At 62.3% G+C, this 19106-nt stretch carries 33 protein-coding genes; 1 reads left to right on the forward strand and 32 read right to left on the reverse strand.

Features of this window, described 5'->3' with window-relative positions:
• Nucleotides 1-2 precede the first annotated feature (2 nt).
• The 6 genes from ACNPP0_RS27110 to ACNPP0_RS27135 all read right to left on the reverse strand — a co-directional run bounded on the left by ACNPP0_RS27110 (nucleotide 3) and on the right by ACNPP0_RS27135 (nucleotide 3233).
• Nucleotides 3-284: a hypothetical protein gene (locus ACNPP0_RS27110; protein ID WP_448707565.1), complete on the reverse strand. Its 282-nt coding sequence runs from the start codon at nucleotides 282-284 to the stop codon at nucleotides 3-5.
• Nucleotides 281-931, reverse strand: a complete 651-nt coding sequence (locus ACNPP0_RS27115; protein ID WP_448707566.1) for a hypothetical protein — start codon at nucleotides 929-931, stop codon at nucleotides 281-283. The genes ACNPP0_RS27110 and ACNPP0_RS27115 overlap by 4 nt, the downstream gene beginning before the upstream one ends.
• A 45-nt stretch (nucleotides 932-976) precedes the next feature.
• Nucleotides 977-1318, reverse strand: a complete 342-nt coding sequence (locus ACNPP0_RS27120; protein ID WP_448707567.1) for a hypothetical protein — start codon at nucleotides 1316-1318, stop codon at nucleotides 977-979.
• On the reverse strand, nucleotides 1315-1863 hold the full coding sequence (locus ACNPP0_RS27125; protein ID WP_448707568.1) for a hypothetical protein: 549 nt from the start codon (nucleotides 1861-1863) through the stop codon (nucleotides 1315-1317). Before ACNPP0_RS27125 ends, ACNPP0_RS27120 begins: the two co-directional genes overlap by 4 nt.
• Before the next feature lie 143 nt (nucleotides 1864-2006).
• Nucleotides 2007-2375 (reverse strand): hypothetical protein, encoded by a 369-nt coding sequence (locus ACNPP0_RS27130; RefSeq protein WP_448707569.1) that lies wholly within the window; start codon nucleotides 2373-2375, stop codon nucleotides 2007-2009.
• Between the two features lie 120 nt (nucleotides 2376-2495).
• Nucleotides 2496-3233 (reverse strand): hypothetical protein, encoded by a 738-nt coding sequence (locus tag ACNPP0_RS27135; protein ID WP_448707570.1) that lies wholly within the window; start codon nucleotides 3231-3233, stop codon nucleotides 2496-2498.
• A gap of 156 nt (nucleotides 3234-3389) precedes the next feature.
• Between ACNPP0_RS27135 and ACNPP0_RS27140 the strand changes: the two genes are divergently transcribed.
• Entirely contained in the window at nucleotides 3390-3758 is a 369-nt protein-coding gene (locus ACNPP0_RS27140; protein WP_448707571.1) for a Rap1a family protein, read from the forward strand.
• Between the two features lie 2 nt (nucleotides 3759-3760).
• Here the strand turns inward: ACNPP0_RS27140 and ACNPP0_RS27145 are convergent, their stop codons facing one another.
• From ACNPP0_RS27145 to ACNPP0_RS27270, 26 genes are all read right to left on the reverse strand, one after another.
• Complete coding sequence (locus tag ACNPP0_RS27145; RefSeq protein ID WP_448707572.1) at nucleotides 3761-4240, reverse strand: hypothetical protein; 480 nt, start codon at nucleotides 4238-4240, stop codon at nucleotides 3761-3763.
• A 127-nt stretch (nucleotides 4241-4367) separates the two neighbouring features.
• Entirely contained in the window at nucleotides 4368-4853 is a 486-nt protein-coding gene (locus ACNPP0_RS27150; RefSeq protein WP_448707573.1) for an HD domain-containing protein, read from the reverse strand.
• A gap of 25 nt (nucleotides 4854-4878) precedes the next feature.
• Nucleotides 4879-5439: a 3'-5' exonuclease gene (locus tag ACNPP0_RS27155; protein ID WP_448707688.1), complete on the reverse strand. Its 561-nt coding sequence runs from the start codon at nucleotides 5437-5439 to the stop codon at nucleotides 4879-4881.
• Nucleotides 5439-5723 carry a hypothetical protein gene (locus tag ACNPP0_RS27160; RefSeq protein WP_448707574.1) on the reverse strand — a complete coding sequence of 95 codons (285 nt, stop codon included), beginning with the start codon at nucleotides 5721-5723 and terminating at the stop codon, nucleotides 5439-5441. The genes ACNPP0_RS27155 and ACNPP0_RS27160 overlap by 1 nt, the downstream gene beginning before the upstream one ends.
• Before the next feature lie 87 nt (nucleotides 5724-5810).
• Nucleotides 5811-6599, reverse strand: a complete 789-nt coding sequence (locus ACNPP0_RS27165) for an SPFH domain-containing protein (protein WP_448707575.1) — start codon at nucleotides 6597-6599, stop codon at nucleotides 5811-5813.
• Nucleotides 6600-6613: 14 nt separating this feature from the next.
• Nucleotides 6614-6814, reverse strand: coding sequence for a hypothetical protein (locus tag ACNPP0_RS27170; RefSeq protein ID WP_448707576.1), 201 nt, complete (start codon nucleotides 6812-6814; stop codon nucleotides 6614-6616).
• Nucleotides 6815-6906: 92 nt separating this feature from the next.
• Entirely contained in the window at nucleotides 6907-7233 is a 327-nt protein-coding gene (locus ACNPP0_RS27175; RefSeq protein WP_448707577.1) for a hypothetical protein, read from the reverse strand.
• 9 nt (nucleotides 7234-7242) lie between these two features.
• On the reverse strand, nucleotides 7243-7767 hold the full coding sequence (locus ACNPP0_RS27180; RefSeq protein ID WP_448707578.1) for a ferritin family protein: 525 nt from the start codon (nucleotides 7765-7767) through the stop codon (nucleotides 7243-7245).
• Between the two features lie 58 nt (nucleotides 7768-7825).
• Nucleotides 7826-8161: a hypothetical protein gene (locus ACNPP0_RS27185; RefSeq protein WP_448707579.1), complete on the reverse strand. Its 336-nt coding sequence runs from the start codon at nucleotides 8159-8161 to the stop codon at nucleotides 7826-7828.
• An 8-nt stretch (nucleotides 8162-8169) separates the two neighbouring features.
• The gene (locus ACNPP0_RS27190) at nucleotides 8170-9318 is read right to left on the reverse strand and encodes an RNA ligase (ATP) (protein ID WP_448707580.1); all 1149 of its coding nucleotides are present in this window, start codon (nucleotides 9316-9318) and stop codon (nucleotides 8170-8172) included.
• Nucleotides 9319-9452: 134 nt separating this feature from the next.
• The gene (locus ACNPP0_RS27195) at nucleotides 9453-9683 is read right to left on the reverse strand and encodes a hypothetical protein (protein ID WP_448707581.1); all 231 of its coding nucleotides are present in this window, start codon (nucleotides 9681-9683) and stop codon (nucleotides 9453-9455) included.
• A 28-nt stretch (nucleotides 9684-9711) separates the two neighbouring features.
• Nucleotides 9712-9870 (reverse strand): hypothetical protein, encoded by a 159-nt coding sequence (locus ACNPP0_RS27200; RefSeq protein ID WP_448707582.1) that lies wholly within the window; start codon nucleotides 9868-9870, stop codon nucleotides 9712-9714.
• Entirely contained in the window at nucleotides 9871-10359 is a 489-nt protein-coding gene (locus tag ACNPP0_RS27205; RefSeq protein ID WP_448707583.1) for a hypothetical protein, read from the reverse strand.
• Nucleotides 10334-10675 carry a hypothetical protein gene (locus ACNPP0_RS27210; RefSeq protein ID WP_448707584.1) on the reverse strand — a complete coding sequence of 114 codons (342 nt, stop codon included), beginning with the start codon at nucleotides 10673-10675 and terminating at the stop codon, nucleotides 10334-10336. Before ACNPP0_RS27210 ends, ACNPP0_RS27205 begins: the two co-directional genes overlap by 26 nt.
• Complete coding sequence (locus ACNPP0_RS27215; protein ID WP_448707585.1) at nucleotides 10675-11019, reverse strand: hypothetical protein; 345 nt, start codon at nucleotides 11017-11019, stop codon at nucleotides 10675-10677. Before ACNPP0_RS27215 ends, ACNPP0_RS27210 begins: the two co-directional genes overlap by 1 nt.
• A gap of 76 nt (nucleotides 11020-11095) precedes the next feature.
• Nucleotides 11096-11806 (reverse strand): Nmad5 family putative nucleotide modification protein, encoded by a 711-nt coding sequence (locus ACNPP0_RS27220; protein WP_448707586.1) that lies wholly within the window; start codon nucleotides 11804-11806, stop codon nucleotides 11096-11098.
• Between the two features lie 58 nt (nucleotides 11807-11864).
• Nucleotides 11865-12317: a hypothetical protein gene (locus ACNPP0_RS27225; protein WP_448707587.1), complete on the reverse strand. Its 453-nt coding sequence runs from the start codon at nucleotides 12315-12317 to the stop codon at nucleotides 11865-11867.
• A complete protein-coding gene (locus ACNPP0_RS27230) occupies nucleotides 12314-12745 on the reverse strand; it encodes a hypothetical protein (protein WP_448707588.1) in 432 nt (143 codons plus the stop codon). Before ACNPP0_RS27230 ends, ACNPP0_RS27225 begins: the two co-directional genes overlap by 4 nt.
• A 60-nt stretch (nucleotides 12746-12805) precedes the next feature.
• A complete protein-coding gene (locus ACNPP0_RS27235) occupies nucleotides 12806-13453 on the reverse strand; it encodes an AAA family ATPase (RefSeq protein WP_448707589.1) in 648 nt (215 codons plus the stop codon).
• Entirely contained in the window at nucleotides 13450-13836 is a 387-nt protein-coding gene (locus ACNPP0_RS27240) for a pyrophosphohydrolase domain-containing protein (protein WP_448707590.1), read from the reverse strand. The genes ACNPP0_RS27235 and ACNPP0_RS27240 overlap by 4 nt, the downstream gene beginning before the upstream one ends.
• A gap of 7 nt (nucleotides 13837-13843) precedes the next feature.
• Nucleotides 13844-14698, reverse strand: coding sequence for an FAD-dependent thymidylate synthase (locus tag ACNPP0_RS27245; protein ID WP_448707591.1), 855 nt, complete (start codon nucleotides 14696-14698; stop codon nucleotides 13844-13846).
• A gap of 16 nt (nucleotides 14699-14714) precedes the next feature.
• On the reverse strand, nucleotides 14715-15005 hold the full coding sequence (locus tag ACNPP0_RS27250) for an HU family DNA-binding protein (protein WP_448707592.1): 291 nt from the start codon (nucleotides 15003-15005) through the stop codon (nucleotides 14715-14717).
• Between the two features lie 133 nt (nucleotides 15006-15138).
• Entirely contained in the window at nucleotides 15139-16140 is a 1002-nt protein-coding gene (locus tag ACNPP0_RS27255; RefSeq protein WP_448707593.1) for a ribonucleotide-diphosphate reductase subunit beta, read from the reverse strand.
• Nucleotides 16137-16424, reverse strand: a complete 288-nt coding sequence (locus tag ACNPP0_RS27260; protein WP_448707594.1) for an Acb2/Tad1 domain-containing protein — start codon at nucleotides 16422-16424, stop codon at nucleotides 16137-16139. Before ACNPP0_RS27260 ends, ACNPP0_RS27255 begins: the two co-directional genes overlap by 4 nt.
• Nucleotides 16425-16514: 90 nt before the next feature.
• Nucleotides 16515-18824, reverse strand: coding sequence for a ribonucleoside-diphosphate reductase subunit alpha (locus ACNPP0_RS27265; RefSeq protein ID WP_448707595.1), 2310 nt, complete (start codon nucleotides 18822-18824; stop codon nucleotides 16515-16517).
• 82 nt (nucleotides 18825-18906) lie between these two features.
• Nucleotides 18907-19083, reverse strand: coding sequence for a hypothetical protein (locus ACNPP0_RS27270; protein ID WP_448707596.1), 177 nt, complete (start codon nucleotides 19081-19083; stop codon nucleotides 18907-18909).
• Between the last annotated feature and the right edge of the window lie 23 nt (nucleotides 19084-19106).

The following is a 19106-nucleotide window of genomic DNA, read 5'->3' on the forward strand; positions in this document are numbered from 1 at the left end:
ATTTAGTCAGTGTGGGCGCGCGGTGCAGGCGCGTCAGAGTCGGGAAAACGCAGTTCCAACCCTGCCGCCAGGGGCGCGCAGTCGCGCAGCTCCTGCAGTTGCTCGGACGGACCGTCAAAGCAGACGAGCTCGCCGCGGGAGTTCATGAGACCAACCTCCCGCCACGCGGTCGGATCCCGGCGGTAGGATTCGCGTGCGGTCCCCACCAGGGGACCGTCGCGGCGCACGATCCGGCACTGCCCGGCCTGGTCGCTCCAGGCGGGCACGATGTAGAGGGCGATCATTGCTGCTCCACGATCGAGGCGCGCACCAGCTTGATGAGTTGCGCCGCGAGCCCGGGTTTCAGGTGGCTAAGTTCCAGCATCACCTTTCCGTCATAGCGGACGTCACACTTGATCGAACTCGCGCCGGAGTTGTATTGGTGAAACGACCGGTCGTCCCGCCGGCGATGCGGAGGCACATCCAAGTGGCGCGTCACGCCGGCGAGATTGCACATATCGGCGAAGATCCTGTCGTTTCGAGCTTCCCGGTCTTCACGCTCCGCGCGAGCTGCCGCCATCTTTGTCAGCAACTCACCGAAATCCTTCAACAGCTTTCGGCTGATATCGGCCGCAATCTTGTCGGCCGGGCGAGAGTGGTCCGCCGTGATTTCACTGGTCGTGTTCAGGTCGCCGATCTGGTCCGCTGTCAAACAGCTCCGCGGATAGCCCGCGTAACCGTCGGCGCCCCTGGGATAGCGTCGAATTACTTTCACCCTTCCCGAACTCCTCCAGGCGTCGAAGGTCAGTTGGATTTCTGCTTCAGGGTGAATGCTCGGCAGCTTGATTGCGAAGCGCGATATGTCCTCGTGCAGTTGGGACTCGTCGATCTTGGCGCCGAGGCGGGTAGCAATCTGCTCGGCAAGCGGAAGATATTTGGCGGGTTCGGTCATGTTGTTGCCCTGAGTGATGGGATGGGGTAATTCTGGGTGCGCGCTTCAGGCACCCACACCGATGTCAAGGCCGTGGTCCACGGTCGGCCATCCGTGGCGGGTGAGGATGCCGATCACCTCGATGTAGCCGCCCAGCGCGTTCGTGAGGCGCACGCAGTAGCTCCGTTCCGACGGCGGCAAATCGCCATCGACGGTGTAGACCAGAAGCGTCCAGCCCTCGACCGCGCCGATAAACCCGGCCGTCTCCAGAACGCCAAGCGCGTAATGCCGCAGGCGCGCGGCCAAGCCAGGTTTGATGGACGCATCCGTGGTTCTGAGGGTCTGGGTCAACCTCCGGCCGCACAAATCGAACTGCGCCGCATTGGGCGCGAGGACTTCGGTCTTCATGCGGCGACCCGCGTGAAGCGCGCCACCATCCTGTCCGCGATACGCTGCAAGCCCGCGCCCACCTCGTGCGTGAGGGTGGCGCGCGTGCGGGGAAGCTCTGCCGTGTCGCGCCAGGTTTGGACGGGATCAAGCTGATCGTTGAACACCACCCAATCGACGCCCGAGGCTGCGATGTGGCGCAGCGCGAAGGTCACGAAGTCGGAATCCCCGCGCACGGACCCGTGCTTCTCGGCCAGCTTCTTCAGCCGGCGCTCGATCCGGGTCATGACCTTCAGCGCGTCCTGCACGTCCGCGAGGCACGCGTCCTCCGCTACCAGGCCGAAACGCAGGCAGTAGATGTGGCCCTTGCCGCGCTCCGAGTCGTCGCCGTAGTTCTTCGTGCTGGCCTGCGACGTCACGCGCAAGCTGGCGCCGTGATGGAGCCGGACGTCGGGCAGCAGATTGTTGAAGTGGACGTAGATGTGGCCGAACTCGCCCGCCGCGCTGGCATGGACATGGGCGAATACGGACGAATGCGGGGAAAAGCCGTCGGCTGGGGCGGTCATTGCTGATCTCTCGGTCATGTTGCGATAGGTGCAATTCTGGGCACCGCACTGCGGCGGGGCTGCACATCGCTATGGCCGGATTATAGTCAGCGCTAACTATTTTCTGCAATTAAAAAGAAGGCGCTTTGCAGCGCCTGTTGTCTTTAGGGGATTCGCCGAAGGTCGCCATCCAGCATCATGTTTCCGTGGCGACTAGGGTCATACGTCCACGCCCACAGCAGTTGGCCGTTCTTTACCAGGATGTGGCCCGGCTGCCAGCCAGTGTAGCCACCAAAGGTGTTCTTGCCGTTGACCTGGATGTCGAACAGGTGGCCGTAGACAGCCTGGCCTTGGCCGTTGCGGACCCACCACCGGGCCGGGCCCGCCGTCACTCGCACCACAATCGAGGCGGGGTCCAGGGCGCGGTCGCGCCAGTATGGCAAGGCGAGGCGCTCGGCATCGGCAACCGTCGGCACCCGGCCGTAGTCGGCCGTGGCAAGCTCATTCGGAGTGGGAGCGGTCGGCGCAGTCATGCACCCCGACAAGGCAGCGGTCATTACGAGGAGCGCGCCGTATATAAGTTTTCTCAATGGTTTGCCTCCGACGTGAAAAAGGGGCGATTCTATCGCCCCTTCCGTCGGCGGCGGTTGTTTTTAGGTCAGCATCGAGTTCATTTTGGCGAGCACGAGGCTTTCCGCGTTCGGCACGTAGCGTCCGTCCGCGTCCTTCGACATGACCTTCAGCGTGCGCAGCGCCGCGATGGTGTTGTTGCCCATCGCCCGTGCCGAGCTGATCTTTTTGCCCGCCGCGACCAGGCCGCTGATCAGGTTGCCCTCGTCGCCCACGGTGATGGAGCCCTCTTCCTTGAGCAGCTTGAACGCCAGGGTGAGCACGTCGTTCAGCTTCGCGCTGCGGCCTGCCATGAACTCCAGCACGAACGTGATGCGGTTCTGGACCTTCACGCCCGCTGCCTTGATCGCTTCCAGGGTCTCGTTCTGCTTGGCCTGCAGCTCGGCGCCCTCGAGAACCGCGTCGGCCATCTCGAGCACGATGTAGTCGCCCAGGTCGGCGCCCAGCTTGTCGGTGATGCGCTCGACCTTGTTGGCGTAGTGCTTGCGCGGGGCGGCCGGCGCTTTCGGTGCCTTCTTCGCCGCGGGCTCTTCTACGTCGGCAGCTTCCGGCGCGGCGGCTTCGGGCGTCGTCTCGACCTCGGGGGTGGGCTCGGCGGATGCCATCACCAGCGGCTCGATCGCCGGCATCTCGGGAACGACAGGCGAGGTCGCATCGTCCTCGGTGAGCAGGATCTCGGCGTCCCCGCCCAGGTCTTGCAGCAGCGCTTCGAGCGCCAGTTCGCTGTTTTCTTGGGCGTCGGCGGTGGCGGTCATGGTCATGATGATTTCTCCGTAAGTGGTCGGTAGGTTCGCGTTTGTCTCGCTACAGCATCAACTTTAGAGAGGGGATTCAGGCGCGACTAACTGGTTAATTCGTTCAATTGCCCGCCCTGAAACAGGGGCATAATCCGCCGAAACCTGTCAAATGGAGTGCCTGTGACCCCTGTATATCGCGCCATCGCATGCGCCGCGCTCGCGGCAGGCTTGATTGGAGGAGCCGCCGCCGACACGCCCCGAAGCGCTTCATTCATCTCCGTCGACTCCTTCAGTAAGCAGGCCGATTTGTTCCGCCTCACCTACGTCCTTGGCGTCGCCGATGGATTGTCGGCTTCGCTTAATGTCCACTCACCGCAGCTATACAAGACCTGGAAGACGTGCGCAGACCGTTTAAACAGCCGCGCGCTGCTCGGAGTTGTCGATGCCTACATGGACAAGAACCCTACAACAGTGCCCCAGTCAGCCGCTGAAGTGGCCGCTAAAGCATTGTCGGGGCTGTGTGGCATCGACCTATTGCGGGCGCAATAGCCTCACCAGCACCCGACCGTTGCCGCCTCGGGATCGTCCTCGTCGACCTGGGGCGCGTCACCGCTCGCGGCCAGCAGATTGCCCTTGACCACCAATTCGCCCGACTTGCTGATCTTGGCGCCGCCGTTCTGCAGAAGGAAGTCCTGGTAGTAGGCCGTCGCCTCTTCCAGGGTGCGGAAGGACTTGGTCGCGCTCGTGTCAGGGGTTTCGATCGGCTTGGGCAGCTTATGCCCTTCGTAATCCGTGGTGATTCGGTTCACGACATCCACTTCGAAGGGCTTCCAGTGCGCGGCGGGAACCCCATTGTTCACGATGAGAAACGTGCTCGTGGACAGCTTTGCCTTCCACTTGCCGCAATCGTATTGGTCGTGGACGTAGGGATCGGGCCGATCTTCCGCTTTCGCGGTGTCCAGCACGTCCTGCACTTGAGCACGGGAGCAGACGTCTCCCGCCGGCAAAAAGAAGATCGTTCTTGCGGCCATTTTGCAAACCTTTTTCAGTCATTGCTGACTATAGAATGAAGTAAAAAAGAGGCGCACGTTTCGGTGCGCCTCCAAGAGGCCTCTCGGCCCCACATAGATAGGCCCGGCAAAGCCAAGCCCGCGCAGATTATACGGGGCAGCCCTGCAACTGACTGACCTGATCCCGGGCGCGCGCCAAGAGGCGAGGATCCGCCCGGGTCAGGACTTCGAGCAGCAGGCGCTTCTCTTCCAGGTAGACCGCGGCGAACTTCGGATCGTGCAGCGCGATGCTGCTGGTGTTCGAGATGAGGTCCGCGCACTTGATGGTTTGGACCCACCCGGGCGCGCAGGAGAGGCGATTGCGGGACAGCGCTTTGCGGGTCGCCCGGTTCCCCTCTTCGAAATCCGACAGAAGCGCGACTCCCCTGGCGATTTCCAGGCCGAAGCGCTCCTCCAGTTCCGCGTTCCCGACGCCCTGGTCCTCGCGCACGTCATGCAGCCAGGCCACGGAGATATCCCGCTCGGGATTGCCGGCGACCGTCGCGACGATGCCCGCCACTTCCGCGAGGTGGCTCGCATAGGGGTCACCGGTGTATTTGCGCGCCTGTGTCCGGTGCTTGTCCAGGGCGAACATCATCGCCGCGAAGGGGTGTGCAGGATCATGCCACCTCCTTCAGTGCAGCCGAGGGGATCGTGAAGAACCCCCGCGGCGAGGCGGCGAAGTAGCACGCCATCATGCGCTCCACGTCGTAGTCGGCTGCGTGCGCGGAGCTGGGGTCGTAGTCGACGCCACATGCAAAGCAGAGCTCGCCGAGGTTGGGAATCTTCCCGTGCGGCGTTGCCCAGCGGCCTTGAAGCAGCGTATCGACCAGCACGCCGGTCCAGACGGGCTGCCCGATGCGCGCCAGCTCGCTGTTGATGAACGGAATGTCGAACCCCTCCCCATTGTGCGCGACCGCAATTGGCACCCGCGAAAGCAGCTTGGACACCTTCGGCCCCACCTCGTCCCAGGTCGGGCAATGGGCGACGTCATCGAAGCTGATACCGTGGACCTCTTGCGCCTTGGGGTCGATCGGGCGCTCGGGGTTGATGCGCTGCACGTAGCGCCCGACCTCTGCCTGCGTCGTCAGGTTGTAGACGATGATGGCGATTTCGATGATCCGGTGCCCCTTCGACCACTCGAGGCCCGTGGTTTCAATGTCGAGCCCGCAGCCAATCATCACACGTTCTCCAGGCTCTTGCGGAACTCGGCCGGCTGCAGGGGCGTGCCGCCCGGACCGTAGAGCGACAGCGCGCCCTCGTTCAACTCGGCATCCAGAAACACCCGCGCGGCGGCTTCGTTCATGCCGCGAGCTTCCGCCACGATCTGAACGGCGTCGTCGTAGGTAATGGCGCCGAAGAGTGGCGAACCGGGCTGAATGGTGGCGAGAAAGGGCTCGGCGCGCGTCGGTTGGGGCGCCTGCTCGACCTCGGGGACTACTTGGCTGTCTTCAGTTGTGCTCATGTTTCGATCTCAGAAAAACCCTATACCGCTATGGTCGCGGTATAGGGTCGGATGGTGCTATGTCATGCGGTGCGGTGTGATACCGCTTTACCTGACGTTGAGGATCTTGCTGGTGCTGCCCGATTGGGTGCCATCAACCAGCAGCGTGCAACCGGCGTTCTTGGCGCATTCGGTGATCGCCTCGATGTAGCGCAACTGCAGGAATTCCGGCGTCAGGGCGACGTTGGTAGCCTTGTTCGCGAGGGCCAACTGCTCCTTGATCTTGACTTCCTTGGTCGCGGTTTCGAGACGCATGTCGGCCTGGACCTTCTCGCGGATCGACTGCTCCACGGAGTCATCGGTGTCCAGCACGCTCACCACAACGCGGGTGATGGTGAAGAACCCCGGGTCCGATTCGTTCAACTGGGCCTGAAGCCGCGTCTTGATGTCGTTTTCCAACCCGTCGCGCTGCGTATGCAGTTTCAGGCTCTCGAATCGCGACACCGAATCGTTGATGGTTCCCAGGGCCATGTTTTCGATCAGGCGGTAGCCGGCGTAGTAGATGCCGTCCTTCTTGGCGGACATGCCGGTCTTGCTCGACTGGAACTTGGGGATCGCCTCGCCGTTGGTGGTGTAGTAGATCGCCAGGTCCAGCTTGTCCAGTGTCAGGTTGTCGCTCGCCTTGGGCTTCAGTCCTTTGAACGGCACCTGCACTTCCTTGGTCGTGAACTCGTCCACGGAGGACGTCACCGCCAGGTAGAAGCCCGTGCCCAGCGCCTTCTGATCGATCGTGCCGCCCAGGTTGGTGCGGACGCCGACGTTGCCCTCGTTGATCTGGCCGCAGCCTGCCAGCAACATGGTCATGCCCAACATCAGGGCAGCGAAGAGTCGTTTCATGCTTGTTTTTATCCTTAGAACAGTTTGTCGGCCACTTGGAGGAAAGCCACCACGAGCGCGGCCAGGACGCACGAGGTGATGAGAAGGGCGGATTTCCGGGCGCTCTTCATGTTGAGCACTTGGCGGCGCCTCACCGGGATCGAGAGCACCTGCAAGATGCTGTAGATCACGGCGAAGAAAACGAGAAACATAAGGAGGGCGCGGGCGATCATCATCGTCAGAACCCCTTCGTCGGCGACTGCGCGCCGGCTGCATGAAGCGTGTGGTTGAGCATGGTTTTGCTGGGTTGTTGTCTAGGTGGTTATCTTCAGTGCGAAACTTCGGCGCCCTCACCCGGGCCCACCAGGCGGCAGCCATAGTTCTGGCCGCGCTTGATGAAGGTGAACTCGCCGGCGATCTTGCCGTCGACCATCTGGCGCACCACGTCGTCCAGGTCTGACACAAACATCGTCACCTTCCGGCCGTCGGACCGGGCAAAGGTGAAGGTCACAGCCGAGCGACCGCGGCCATAGGACTGGTAGGTCAGCGTGTCCTTGAACGTGTGGTTGGAGCGCCAATTGATGGAGCCCCAGCCCGGGTAGTCCAGCTGGTTGCCCTTCTCGTCGAAGGGAATTTCGTAGTTGCCCTTTGCCATTTCCCTGCCTTAGTGGACGAGCCCAAGCAGCGCGCGGCCCTGCTCATGGGTGTATTGGGTGTTGCTCATTGCCGCCTCGCCGGCCATCTCACGGAAGGCGCTGGCATGCCACACTTCGTGCGGGAGAATGCGGCGAAAGACTGCGGCCACGTCCCGGGGCGCCGATTCGTCGGCAACGATTACGCGGATGCGCTCAAGGCGCATTTCTTCGGCATGCGCGCCCACTGCAGCGGTGGCATAGAAATCGACCATTGCCGGCTTGACCGCCTTCCAGTAGCGCTCCTCTGCGCCGACCGCGTCGGGCTGGATGCCGCGGGCGATTAGCAGTTCCCGGACCCACTGCGCGTGCAGTTGCTCCTGAGCCGCGATCGTGTTGAGCGTGCAGCGGATGCGGGCATTGACGCGAAAGCGGGTTGCTATGGCTCGGATGCGCTCCGCAGCGGTCACCTCGCCGCGGTATTGCTTGACCAGCCAGTCGTTGAACTTGGCGGGGTCGGCCTTGACCTCGGCCCACCATTCCTGGGATGTCTTCATGCAAGCTCCTGTGTTTGGGTCCGCCGGCATTGCGCTAAGCGCGCCGGCGGCAGTTTGGTCAGACGACCCGCGCACCCACCTGGCGGACGCAGGCTCGCAGTTCTTCCAAGCGCTCGGTCGGCACCTCGACGGCGACCACGGTCACGCCCTGGCTGCGACGCCACTTGTTGAAGTTGCCCAGAAGCGAGATTTCGCGGTCGTCAGACAACATGACCGTGCCTGCGACAATCTTCACAGTGGCTGCGTCGTCCAACTTCTCAGGGTCGACGTCGTCACATTCCACGCCGTCAATTTCGATGGCCATGCCTTCGACATAGGCGTCGTGCGGCCAGAACTTCGGGTCTTCGGATGCGTAGAAGCGCTTGAACTCAGCGCCGGTGATCTTTCGTGCCATTGCGGCTCCTAGTTGAATTCGGTCGCGTTCTTGCGCAGGAGATAGGCGTCGCTGATGCTCTTCGCGATCTTTCGCCCGTAGCGCGGATGAATGCCGCCGACCGCCGACTTCACCACCACGCCCTCACGGATGTGGTCCCCGCCGATGGTGGATTTGCCGTTGGTGTGGTCGTTGAGCGCCTGGGCGCCATACGGGCCGCGATAGAGGACCGGCGCGCGGGCCACGCCCATCTTGTTGCACTGCTCCTCAAACACAGCGTCGATGAGGAACTTCGCGTTCTCGCGCACGCCCACGCAGATGTCGAAGGCGCGATACTGTAGCGAGGCCCCGTAGCCGAGGTCTTGGATGCCATTCCCGAAGACCTCTCCGAACATGGCGATCGGCAGGGAGTCGTGGTCGGCCCATTCGCCGAAGTTGAGCAGCATCTTGTCCAGCAGCCCGTGCTTCTTGACCGCCTGGGCGTAGACGTTGCCCTCGTCCTCGTGATCCAGCAGGATGCCGCGGCCGCCCAAGCCCTTGCTGGTGATCGCCACGCGGCGGCGGTAGAACTTGTCGTTCGCCTTGGACTCGGGGACCACGACGATCTGAAGCAGCGTCCCGTGGATCTTCTCGGTCATGACCACCGGGTGGCCCTCCTCGATCAGTTCGGGGTGCTTCTTGATGTTCTCGAAGTCGTATTTGTGGGTGATGTCCAGGTCGGCGCCGATCGCGCGCCCCGCCATACTGGCTGGCACGACGGGCTCATACTTGACGACACCCATGGTGGAGGATGCGTCTGCACCCACGTCCACGATGCCCGCACCCTCGTTGCCTTCGTGAGGGGTCGAAGCCACCAGCACGCTGCCCGGCCCGTAGGGAATGGTGCCCACAATCAACCCTTGCGACACGATGCCGCGCAGCTTGATCGCTTTGACACGGTCGCCGCCCGAACCCGCAAGGCGGCCCTTGCCGGCGACATCGTCATACATGCCCAGGTGGCGAAGGAGCCATTCGGGGACCAGCGCGTTTTCGGGGATGTAGACGACGTGCTCGCCCGTGCGGAACTGGCCCTTCTTCACGATCGACTGGAAGCCGCCCACGACAGCGATTTCGATCGCGTCCGCGTTCGGGTGAGGCTCGATTCGAACCTCAACAACAGGGCAGGAAAATTCGCTCATGATCTCTCTTTTAAAGTCGGCGCTGAATGGTTCGGCGCACGCAGTTATTGGCTTTCAGCCCACTACAGACAAACCGTCGCAGCGCGCTGATAGTCAGCGTTGATTATTATAGGTAGGGAAATTTGGATTGACGCTTAGCCGCCGGCCGCACGCAACTGTGTCTCGAGTTCGTCCACACGCTTTTGGAGCTTGGTGACGTAGTTGCCATAGCCGTCCTGCACATGACGGCACGCGTCGCTGACGCAGATGAAGTCGGCGGTCTCCCACAGCACGCCCATCAAGTGGACGTCCTTGCGGCGCAGGTTCCGCTTCGATAGCTGGTGCGCAAGTTCGCCGGGCGCAGACACGACGGCCTGCACCTGCATACGCACCGGTCCGCCGCACTTCACGCAGCTACGCACCAGCGTCTCCCTTCGGCTTCTTGCTGGCGCGGCTGACCATCAGGTAGCACAGCAGCAGCGCCAGGCAGAAGCCCATGCCTTGGCTGAACCCTTCGAGCACGTCGTTCAGGATGACCAGCCAGTTGATTTCGTATTCGCTCATAATTTCCATTTACCAAGTTCCCCACTCAGCGGGGTATTCAGAGGGTTCCAAAATTCGATCTTTCGGCGCGTTGTGCGGAAGGTTCTCCGGGGTAAAGCGCGCCACAAACGACGGGTAGTAGTTGTCGCTCCTGGATGTGCCGAGCGTCAGAATCTCGCGCCGCGTTTCGCGATTGATGAAATGGATGATGTCCTCACTTGGAGACTGGTCGCGCACGCACCGCACCCGCACGGGCTCAAACCGGTTTGGCACAGGACACTCGGGGTCGAGCCTGATATCCCGAAGCATTGAGCGGTATCCATCGTCGGGGTCTTCCTGAGCCACATACGTCTGCCCATCGAGGACGAATGCGCACTCCTGCGCATCGCCGGCTACACCGGACCGTTGGAAATCCACACCGCTAAGGAGAAACGACCGCCCCACAAACTCGTCCAGGGTCAAAATTCGCTCAATCATCTCGAACTCCTCCCCTTCACCAGGCGCCCCAGCCTTCTTCATTTATCCTCTCCGCTTGTTCTGCCTCCCGCTGCTCCTGCAGCAGGCTCCGCACGACCGGCATCGCTGCGCCGTCTTCAGCCAGCACCGCGACGCGCCTCAGCCGCCGCACATGGAACTGACTCTGCTCCACCTCATAGCGGTAGCCCTGCCAGTCGTAATACTGAAGAATGTTGAAATCCGCAGTTCGGCGCGTCAGCTTGATTTGCGGCCGAGCGTGGCTCAGCTCGATGGCGTCGATAACAGCGTATGTATCCCCAAGACTCAGGGCACACTCTTCCGCGCGATCCTCGACGTCTCCCCAGTAATACGTCGCCACTACCAGCACCCCCAATCGGCGGTGCGGGTCTCGGGCTCCCGCTCAATCGAGACGCCGGCGTTTGAGACTGCCGGCAACCCCACCTCCGTCGCGTAGGACGCCCGAATCTCGAAGTCGTCGCCGACCACCATCTTTCCCACGGGGCGAAATTCGGTCACCTCCCCGGGCCGGAAGACGGACATCCCCACCCGGTAGATCACGCCGATGTAGGCGTAATCTCGAATGGTGGGGTCATCCTCGGATTGACCGATCAACTTCGCGGTTCCGACGCGAATTGCCGCTGCAAGGGCAATGCGTTCGGCCGCCGAGCGCTGAGACTGATGTGATTGATGTGGGTAGACCATGTTCTGACCTGCAAAACTTCGATAAAGCAATCATCCCGCCCGGGACGTGGCGCCCCAAGCGGGATGCTGTCGGGCTTTAGGCCACGACCGCTTCGGCCACCGGCACCGGCAGCGGCAGCAGGCCCGCCTGTTTCAGGGTTCCCAGCACCGTTTCGCGGCTGAGCACCAAGGCCATCGAGCCCGCCGGCAGCGGCGTGGCGAATGCAGGCACGTCGGCCATCTTCTCGAATTCCGGGAACTCGTCGTAGAAGGACTTGACCGTCTTGTGGGCATTGACCGCCGAGAAGATTTGCTCTCGGGCCACGTTGAACTGGTCCTGCAGCGCCTTGGCCCGGCGCTGAAGCGCGCGAACCGCGCGGCGTTCGTTCTCGTTCAGAACCGGGATATCGACTCGCTTGGGAGCCAACACAACGACGTGTTCGCCATTGGTCTGCTCCCTGTTCGAATACCGCTCTTCGCCCACGCCCATCTTGGCGAGTTGCGCGCGATAAGAGTGGGGCTCAGTCAAATACAGCTTCGGGAAGGTCAGGTGCTCTTCCGACTTCAGCTCCCCGTTCTCCCTGGCACGAAAGCTGAACTTGTGGCCGGTGCTGTAGTCCAGGTAGTGCCGATCATCCTTGTTCGCGTAGAGCTCCAAGAACCGGGCGTAAACGCGCTCCCCGATTGCGGTGGCCCGCGCCGTCATGTCAGCACGCAGCGCGGCGATCTTGGGGTTAAAGAGCGCGCTCAGGATGTTGTTGACGATTTCCAGGCGATTCTCACGCGTGATGCGGATGGGCTTTTCCATGTGTCTCTCTCAATGTGAATGCCGCCCGGGGTCCACGGGCGGGGTCAGGGTTTAGGGGTTAGGCAATGGCCTTGAGCGACAAGCTCTTGAGGCGGGCGAGTTCGTCCAGAAGCTGGGCGGTCCCCATCTCCCGCAGGAAGACGTCGCGGCCGCGGCCTGCGTCGTGGAAGCCCATCGCGCTGGGCAGCCCGCCGAAGATGACGGCGATCTCGGTGATCAGGAACGTGCGGACGTCGATCAGCGCCTGCTTGTTGCCCACGACGGTGGCCGCTTCGTAGAGCGTGCTGACGCTGTCCTGCTTGCTGCCGGCCACGTATTCGAGGACGACGCCCGGGGCCGATTCATGCTCGAAGAGGCAGACCTGGCCGGCCTTGGGGTCACGGATCCAGAACCGGTGCTGCTCCTCGGGCGCCATCTCGGTGAGGATGGTCCACAGCCGTTCAACGGCAGCCACGTCGGTCTTGGGGCGAAGCGCCATGCTGATTTGGCGCAGCTTCGAAATGTCGGTCATACGATTCTCTTGAATCCTTTTGCGATGAGTTGGGCGCCGAGCGCGCGGTATTTCCGCAGGGCTTCGGCGTGCATGTTGGGTGCGGCGGTGCAGTCGATCGAGTTCACGGCCGGAGACTGGCCCGGTGCGATCTGGATCACCTGCAAGCTGCCTTGCATGGTGTTGGTCACGCGAAACAGCACCTTCGAGCCGACGTGAAAGAAGACGGCCTGGTCGACAACCTGCGAAGCGAATTCGGACCGCATCGTCGACAGGATCTCCATCGTCTCGGTCGCTACCAGGCCCGCCCACGAGTGCCAGGCCGCGTCGAGCGCGCCCCGATACTCGGCCTCGGTGATGCGTCCGTTTTCGCGGTCGAAGGCCAACTTCTCGATGAGTTCGAACGCCTTGCGCTCAAGCTCCTCTTGCAGGGTTGGGGTGTGGGTCATGGTGTCGTTTTGGGTGGTGTGCTGCGATACGGTGTAGTGTCATATCGCAGCACAGGCGGGTCACTGAAGCGGCAGCCCTCGGGTGCGGTAGTCGCCCGCTGCGGCGAGCTCTTGGTGCTGTCTGCGCACGATCTGCGCGACTGCCATCAGCGCCTCGACTCGGCTCTCGAGTGCCACGCGCTCGATGGGAATCGAATAGCTCTTGCACAGCACGCGCGTATCCATCGACAGGCCGCGGCAAAGCTGCTCGATCTGCGCGCGGAACGTATGGCTCAGTGCGCCCCGCCCTTCCCTGGCTTCGGGCACTACCTCGGGCACCGCCTGCAGAAGCACCACGCAGGAGAAGTGGCGGTTCAGGCTGACGTAGCACGAATCCAGGTAGCGCTTGATCCGCTCGTCCAGCTCGGGCGTCAGTTCCTCCGCGCGCACGTCCGACAGCATGTAGGCCATGAAGTCGAGCGGCGTGCGGTCGGTGATGAACGCCCCGCCGGGCGCCGCCTGGTAGAGCGCATTGTGGTGGGCAAGCAGACGCTCCTGCGCGGAGACGCGCACCGAAAGCGGGTGATGCCCGGCGCCCGAGTCCAGCCCCATGTCCTTGAACACCTGGGAGACCCGGCTTTCGACGAAAGGCAGCCCGGTGCGCTCGCTATACAGCCGCGCGAGCGTGGTCTTGCCTGTGCCGTGGGTTCCGCACAGCCCGAAGCTCATTCAGCATCCCCGAACAGGACTTTGCGCACGTCGGGCTTCTTCCAGCCCTCGGGCTTGAGGATCTTGCCGTCGTCGCGGCGCACCACGGCGCCCGTCTCGGGGTCGACCTTCGCCATGTTCGAACGGTGGATTTCGTTCCAGACGGCTTCGGTGTCGATACCGATCGACTCGCCGTATTCGAGCAGCACCTTGATGGTGTCGATGATGCCGTCGGCGGTTTCGACGATGTCGCCGCGCTCGCGCGCCAGGACCGTCTCCTTGTATTCCTCTTCCACCAGGCCCCACTGCATGGCCTCGGTCGGGACGTCGAACGTGGGGCGCTCGGGCACGACCTTGCCGCAGGCACGCATGAATTCCAGGTTGTCGATGAAGGGATTGCTCATTTCGGTGTTACATCCAAAGTTGTTGCTCAACCAACTTGCGGTGCTGGATCCAGCCCTTGAAGTTGCCGTGCAGTTGAGGGTTGGCGTATTCGCCCCGGATGGACTTCAGGAACGTCCGACGCATGTCGGGCGTAGCCTGGTGCTCAATGGGGGAAGCGTGTATTGGGCGCGCGCCCACCAGGCGCTCATAGAGACCGACGTCCTTCTCGATGCTGGTCGCGGCGCCGTCATGGGTGAGATACGACACGCGGGCACAGCGGGCGCCCGATGCCTTGCGCAGGTCGATCAGGGGAAACTCGTCCAGCTCGCTGTCGTAGATGTAGGGCAGATGCCACTCACCCGGCATGAGCAGACGCGGCTTGGCGCCGGCGATGGCCGCCCGGATCTGCGTCGCCAGCTCGCGTTTCTCCGGCTGGGCGTCATCGTGGTCGCGCAGCTCGAAAAAGTTGTCCCATTCCGTCGCGGTGACGATCACCTTGATCCACTGGAACGGCTCGAGCAGGCGGTTGGCGACCTGCTTGTGGATGCCCAGGTCCATCAGAACTTCGGCCCGGTTGGCTGCATCCACCGCTGCGCGCACCCAGTTGGCTGCTGCCGTGGTCGCCGTGTAGTCGTCGACCTGGCTTTGCGCCTGCATGCCGGACTGGTTCTTTCCCCAGTGAACCGGCATTGCGGGGTGGCTGCGCACCTGTTCGATCATCTTGGAGACCGGGATGGCCCGAGACGACGAGGCGTTTCGGCTGAACACCCGATGGGTCATGAATTCCGCGTGAACGAATCGCTGGTAGCAAAGCTCCAACGTGTAGAGCGGAATGCCCCACGGTGAAATACTTGCAGCGATAACTTTTGCGTAAATCCGCATAATTTGTTAGTCAGAATTATTTGTTTTTGATGGTGTCACGGAGCTTGTCCGTGGGCTTGAAGTTCACCCGGTAGGTCTCAGGGAACAGGTCCAGTTGTCCGGTCTTGGGGTTCCGCCCCTTCCGAGCCTTGATGGTCTTGACGTGGAATTTGCCGAAGTTCTTGATGTGGACTTCCTCGCCGTTCTTCAGAGAATCACCAATAAATTCAAAGAGATCAGTCACAATCCGCTCTGCGGCCGCCTTGCTAATTGCGTTCACACTGGCGAGATACGAGGTGATGTCGGTATTTCGAACTGCTTGTGCCATACGGCTCTCCATTTATGACCAGCCGGCCCGGCCGGCGGAAGGTGCTGCCATACTTGCGAAGCTGTCCCCGGTTTTGCCGGGCCGGGGAGCTTCTTTTTAGTATAGTTACGGCTGATTATACAGCTTGGTCCAGCTATTCCCAGGCCAGAGAGTTGGCCGATTGATAGGCCAACACTTTCGTTTCGAAGAAATTGCGCTCATCCCCATTGATGGACGAGAACTTTTTCACCCATTCGCACGGGTCTTTCACCCCGGGGAAGATCGGATCCATCCCCAGCAGCGCGGCGCGGTCGTTCGTGAGAGCCTTGATGTAGTCCTCGACGATCTTCTCGGTCAGGCCCAGCACCCCGCCCTTGATGATGTATTTGCCCCACTCGATTTCCATCTCGGCGGCCAGGCGCAGCAACTCGCGCGCATCCGCCCAGAAACCGGCGTCAAAGAGCTCCGGGCGCTCGACCCGCAGCGTGGCGAACATCTGCGCGAACAGGTGCAGGTGCGTCACCTCGTCGCGCTGGATGAACTTGATCATCTCGGCGGAGCCGACCATCTTGCCCCGGCGGGCGAGCGTGTAGAAGTTCAGGAAGCCCGAGTAGAAGTAGATGCCTTCCAGGGCGACGTTGCCCACCACCGCCAGGGCGAAAGCGCGCGCCGAGTAGGTCTCCTTCAGAATCCGGGACTGGCGCAGGATGCTGTCGTTTTTCTTGGCGAGCATGCCGTCGCGCTCGAAGCGCATGTAGACGGCCATCGGGTCGGCGGACACCGTCTCCACGAGTGCCGAGTAGCACATGACGTGGTTCGCCTCTTCGTAGGTCTGCCGGGTGATGCACATCAGGACTTCCGGGCTGGTGATGTGCTGGGCGATGTTGTTCATCAGGTTCCCGAGCTGGATGCCGTCCAGGTTCGAGAGGAAGGACAGCGCCGAGTCGTAGGCGAAACGCTCGCCCTCGGTCAGGTCATTGCGGTAACACGGCCCGTCCGCCAGCAGGCTCACCTCGTGCAGCGTCCAGTTGTTCGCCAGCATGAGGTCCCAGTATTCCAGCGCCCATTTGTGCTTCATGGGGCTGACCGCCATCAGGTCGTTGCGCGGGCCTTCGATGAGCCGGCGCGCGTTGATGATTTCGGCATAGTTGCTCACGGCTGCACCTCCACAGGCTGCGGCTGCGCCACGGCGCGCATGAGCGCCATAAAGCCCGTCTGCAGGTCGGTCTTGGCGATAGCGCCCCAGCGCGGCGCTTCCGCGGCGTGGATGCGCTTGAGTTCGTCGCCGGTCGAGGCGCCGAGCTGGTCGACAATGCGCTTCGTTACCTTGGCGTGCAGGGCGAGCACGCGTGCCTCGGCCTGCTTGATCTCGTTGATGAGGTCGATGTCGGCTTGGCTCAGTTCGCCATAGCCGGCGATCTTGCGGTGTTGATTTTCCATTTCGGTGTATCGGTGATCGCGGGGCCGAAGCCCCGCGCATGGTCAAAGGGTCAGGGGCGGGTTAGGCCGAGGGACGAATGTCTTTTTGCTTCATTGGCACGACTCGCAGTCAGGGTTGCTGATATCGCAGAATGCGACCTTTTCTTCGGCGGCGGCTGCCGGCGCGGGCTCCTTCAGCTTGGAAACCATCTGCTCGGTGGTGACCGTGAGCTTGCGCAGGTAGTAGGTCGTCTTGAGCCCCTTGCGCCAGGCGAGCAAATACAGGTCGCTCAGCTTCTTGCCCTTGGTGTCAGCGGGCACGAAGATGTTGACGCTCTGGGCCTGGTCGATCCACTTCTGGCGCACCGCCGCAGCCAGAATCGTCCAATCGGCATCGATCTCGAAGGCGGTCTTGACCGTATCGACGTAGCGCAGCGCCGGCGCCAGGACCGTGAAGGTGCCCGACAGGTTCGACTTCGTGTATTCCAGCTCGTAGGGCGCCTCGATCGAGGGCGTGACGCCCACGATGTTGCTGATGGTGGCGGTCGGTGCGATCGCCATCACATTCGAGTTGCGCATGCCCTGCTTGCGAATCTTGGCGCGCAGCGCGTCCCAATCGAACTTGCCGCTCGTGGTCTTGTCGACGGCGGTATCGATCGGCAGGATGCCCTGGTCCCACTTGGATCCCTTGAACGTCGGATAGGAGCCCAGTTCCGCTGCCAGGTCGCTCGACGCTTCGATGGCGAAATAGGACCAAGCCTCGAAGAGCTCATCCTGCAGGTCGAGCGTGGCCGGCGAGTCCATTTCGATGCCCAACTGGGCGTGCAGGTCCGCCAAGCCCATGACGCCCAGACCAATCGGGCGGTGCTTCAGGTTCGACGTGCGGGCGCGCTCCGAGGGGTAGAAGTTCAGGTCGATGACGCTGTCGAGCATCCGAACCTGGGTGCGGACGGTGCGGCGCAGCATCTCGTAATCGACCTGGCCGGCGGTGACGTGGTTCGCCAGGTTGGTCGAGGCGAGGTTGCAGACCGCGGTTTCGTCATCCGACGTGTTCAGCGTGATCTCGGTGCAGAGGTTCGAGTTGTGGATGACCCCCACGTGCGACTGCGGGTTGCGCAGGTTCGCGGTGTCCTTGAACGTCACCCAGGGGTGGCCCGTTTCCCACAGCATCGAGATGATCTTGCGCCACACCTCCAGGACCGGGGCCTGGTGCATGAACTTGCCGGCCGCTTCCAGCTCGGTGTAGCGCGCGGTGAAGGCGTCGCCGTAGAGCTCATGCAGTTCCGGGTATTGGTGCGGGCTGAAGAAGGACCACATCACCGAGGCGTCGTTCTTCTCGACGCGGCGCATGAATTCGTCGGACAGCCAGGACACCGGGAAAATGTCGTGGGCGCGCAGCCGCTCGTCGCCCGTATTCTTCTTCAGTTCGGCGAACTTCATGAAGTCGGGGTGCCAGGATTCCAGATACGGCGCGAAGGAGCCCTTGCGCTTGCCGCCCTGGTTCACGGCGACCGCGACGTCGTTGTAGACCTTCAGGTAAGGAACGATGCCGCCCGAGATGCCGTTGGTGCCCTTGATGATGTCGTTCTCGCCACGCACGCGGGTCCAGTCGGTCCCGATGCCGCCCGCCCACTTCGAGAGGGAGGCGCATTCGGTGATGGTCCCCATGATCGAGGCGAACTCGTTGGTGTCGGGGTCATTGAGCAGCGTGTCGGCGACCGTGTTCAGGTAGCAGGACGACATCTGCGGCCGCTTCAAGCCCGAGTTGAACAGCGTGGGCGTGGAGCTCATGCCGTTGTGCAGGCTGAAGACGTCGTAGTATTCGGCGACGATCTCGATCAGGCGATCATCGGGCACGCGCTGAACCACCGCTGCCAAGGCCAGGCCCATCGCCACGCGCAACAGGAAGTGCTGCGGCATTTCGATGATCGCCGGCGCCTGCCCCGGTTTGATGGCCTCGCGCAGCAGGTAGCGGTCAGCCAGCGTCTGCATGCCCAGGTAGTTGTAGCGGTAGTCGCGCTGCGGATCGATCAGCGCGTTCAGCCGGTCAATCAGCTCGGGCTTGAGATAGTGCGCCATCAGCGGGTGCAGCAGGCCCTCCCCGAGCGCCCGTTCGAGGTAGCTGCGCACGTGCGGGTAAATCACCTCGCCGCCGGTCACTTCCTTGTAGACGCCAACCAGCACCAGGCGCGCGGCGGCATAGGTGTAGTCCGGCTTCTCGCGGGAAATGAGCGAGGCGGCGCTGATCACCTGGCTCTCGAAAATGTCCTTGGTGCGCATGCCGTCGAAGAACTTTTCGGCGATCAGCTCCTCCAGCGCGCGCGGCGAGGCATTGAGCCCTTCGCACGCAAAGTTGGAGAGGCGTTGAATCTTCGAGAGGTCAAACGCGGCTGCGCGACCATCTCGCTTTATGACTTGCATTACGGTGTCCTTGATTGCTTCAGGGGTGAACCTTGTATGTTAGTCATCGCTGACTATCACAACAAGATAAGGTTTCGGCGGTCTACCAGCTTCCGGTATCGGAGTCCGAGGTCTCCACGCCGGCGGGCGCGCCTTCTTCAGTGGCTGGCGACCCGCCCATTACCAATGCGGGGCGCGAGTAGTCGGGCGATATATGGATTGCCTTTCCGAGCATGCCTTCCAGCAGCTCGGCTTCCTCCTCCGTAGATGGCGGATTCACCAGGATCTCCATCCGCATGGGCC

It is taken from the genome of Achromobacter semiaridum (assembly GCF_053543755.1).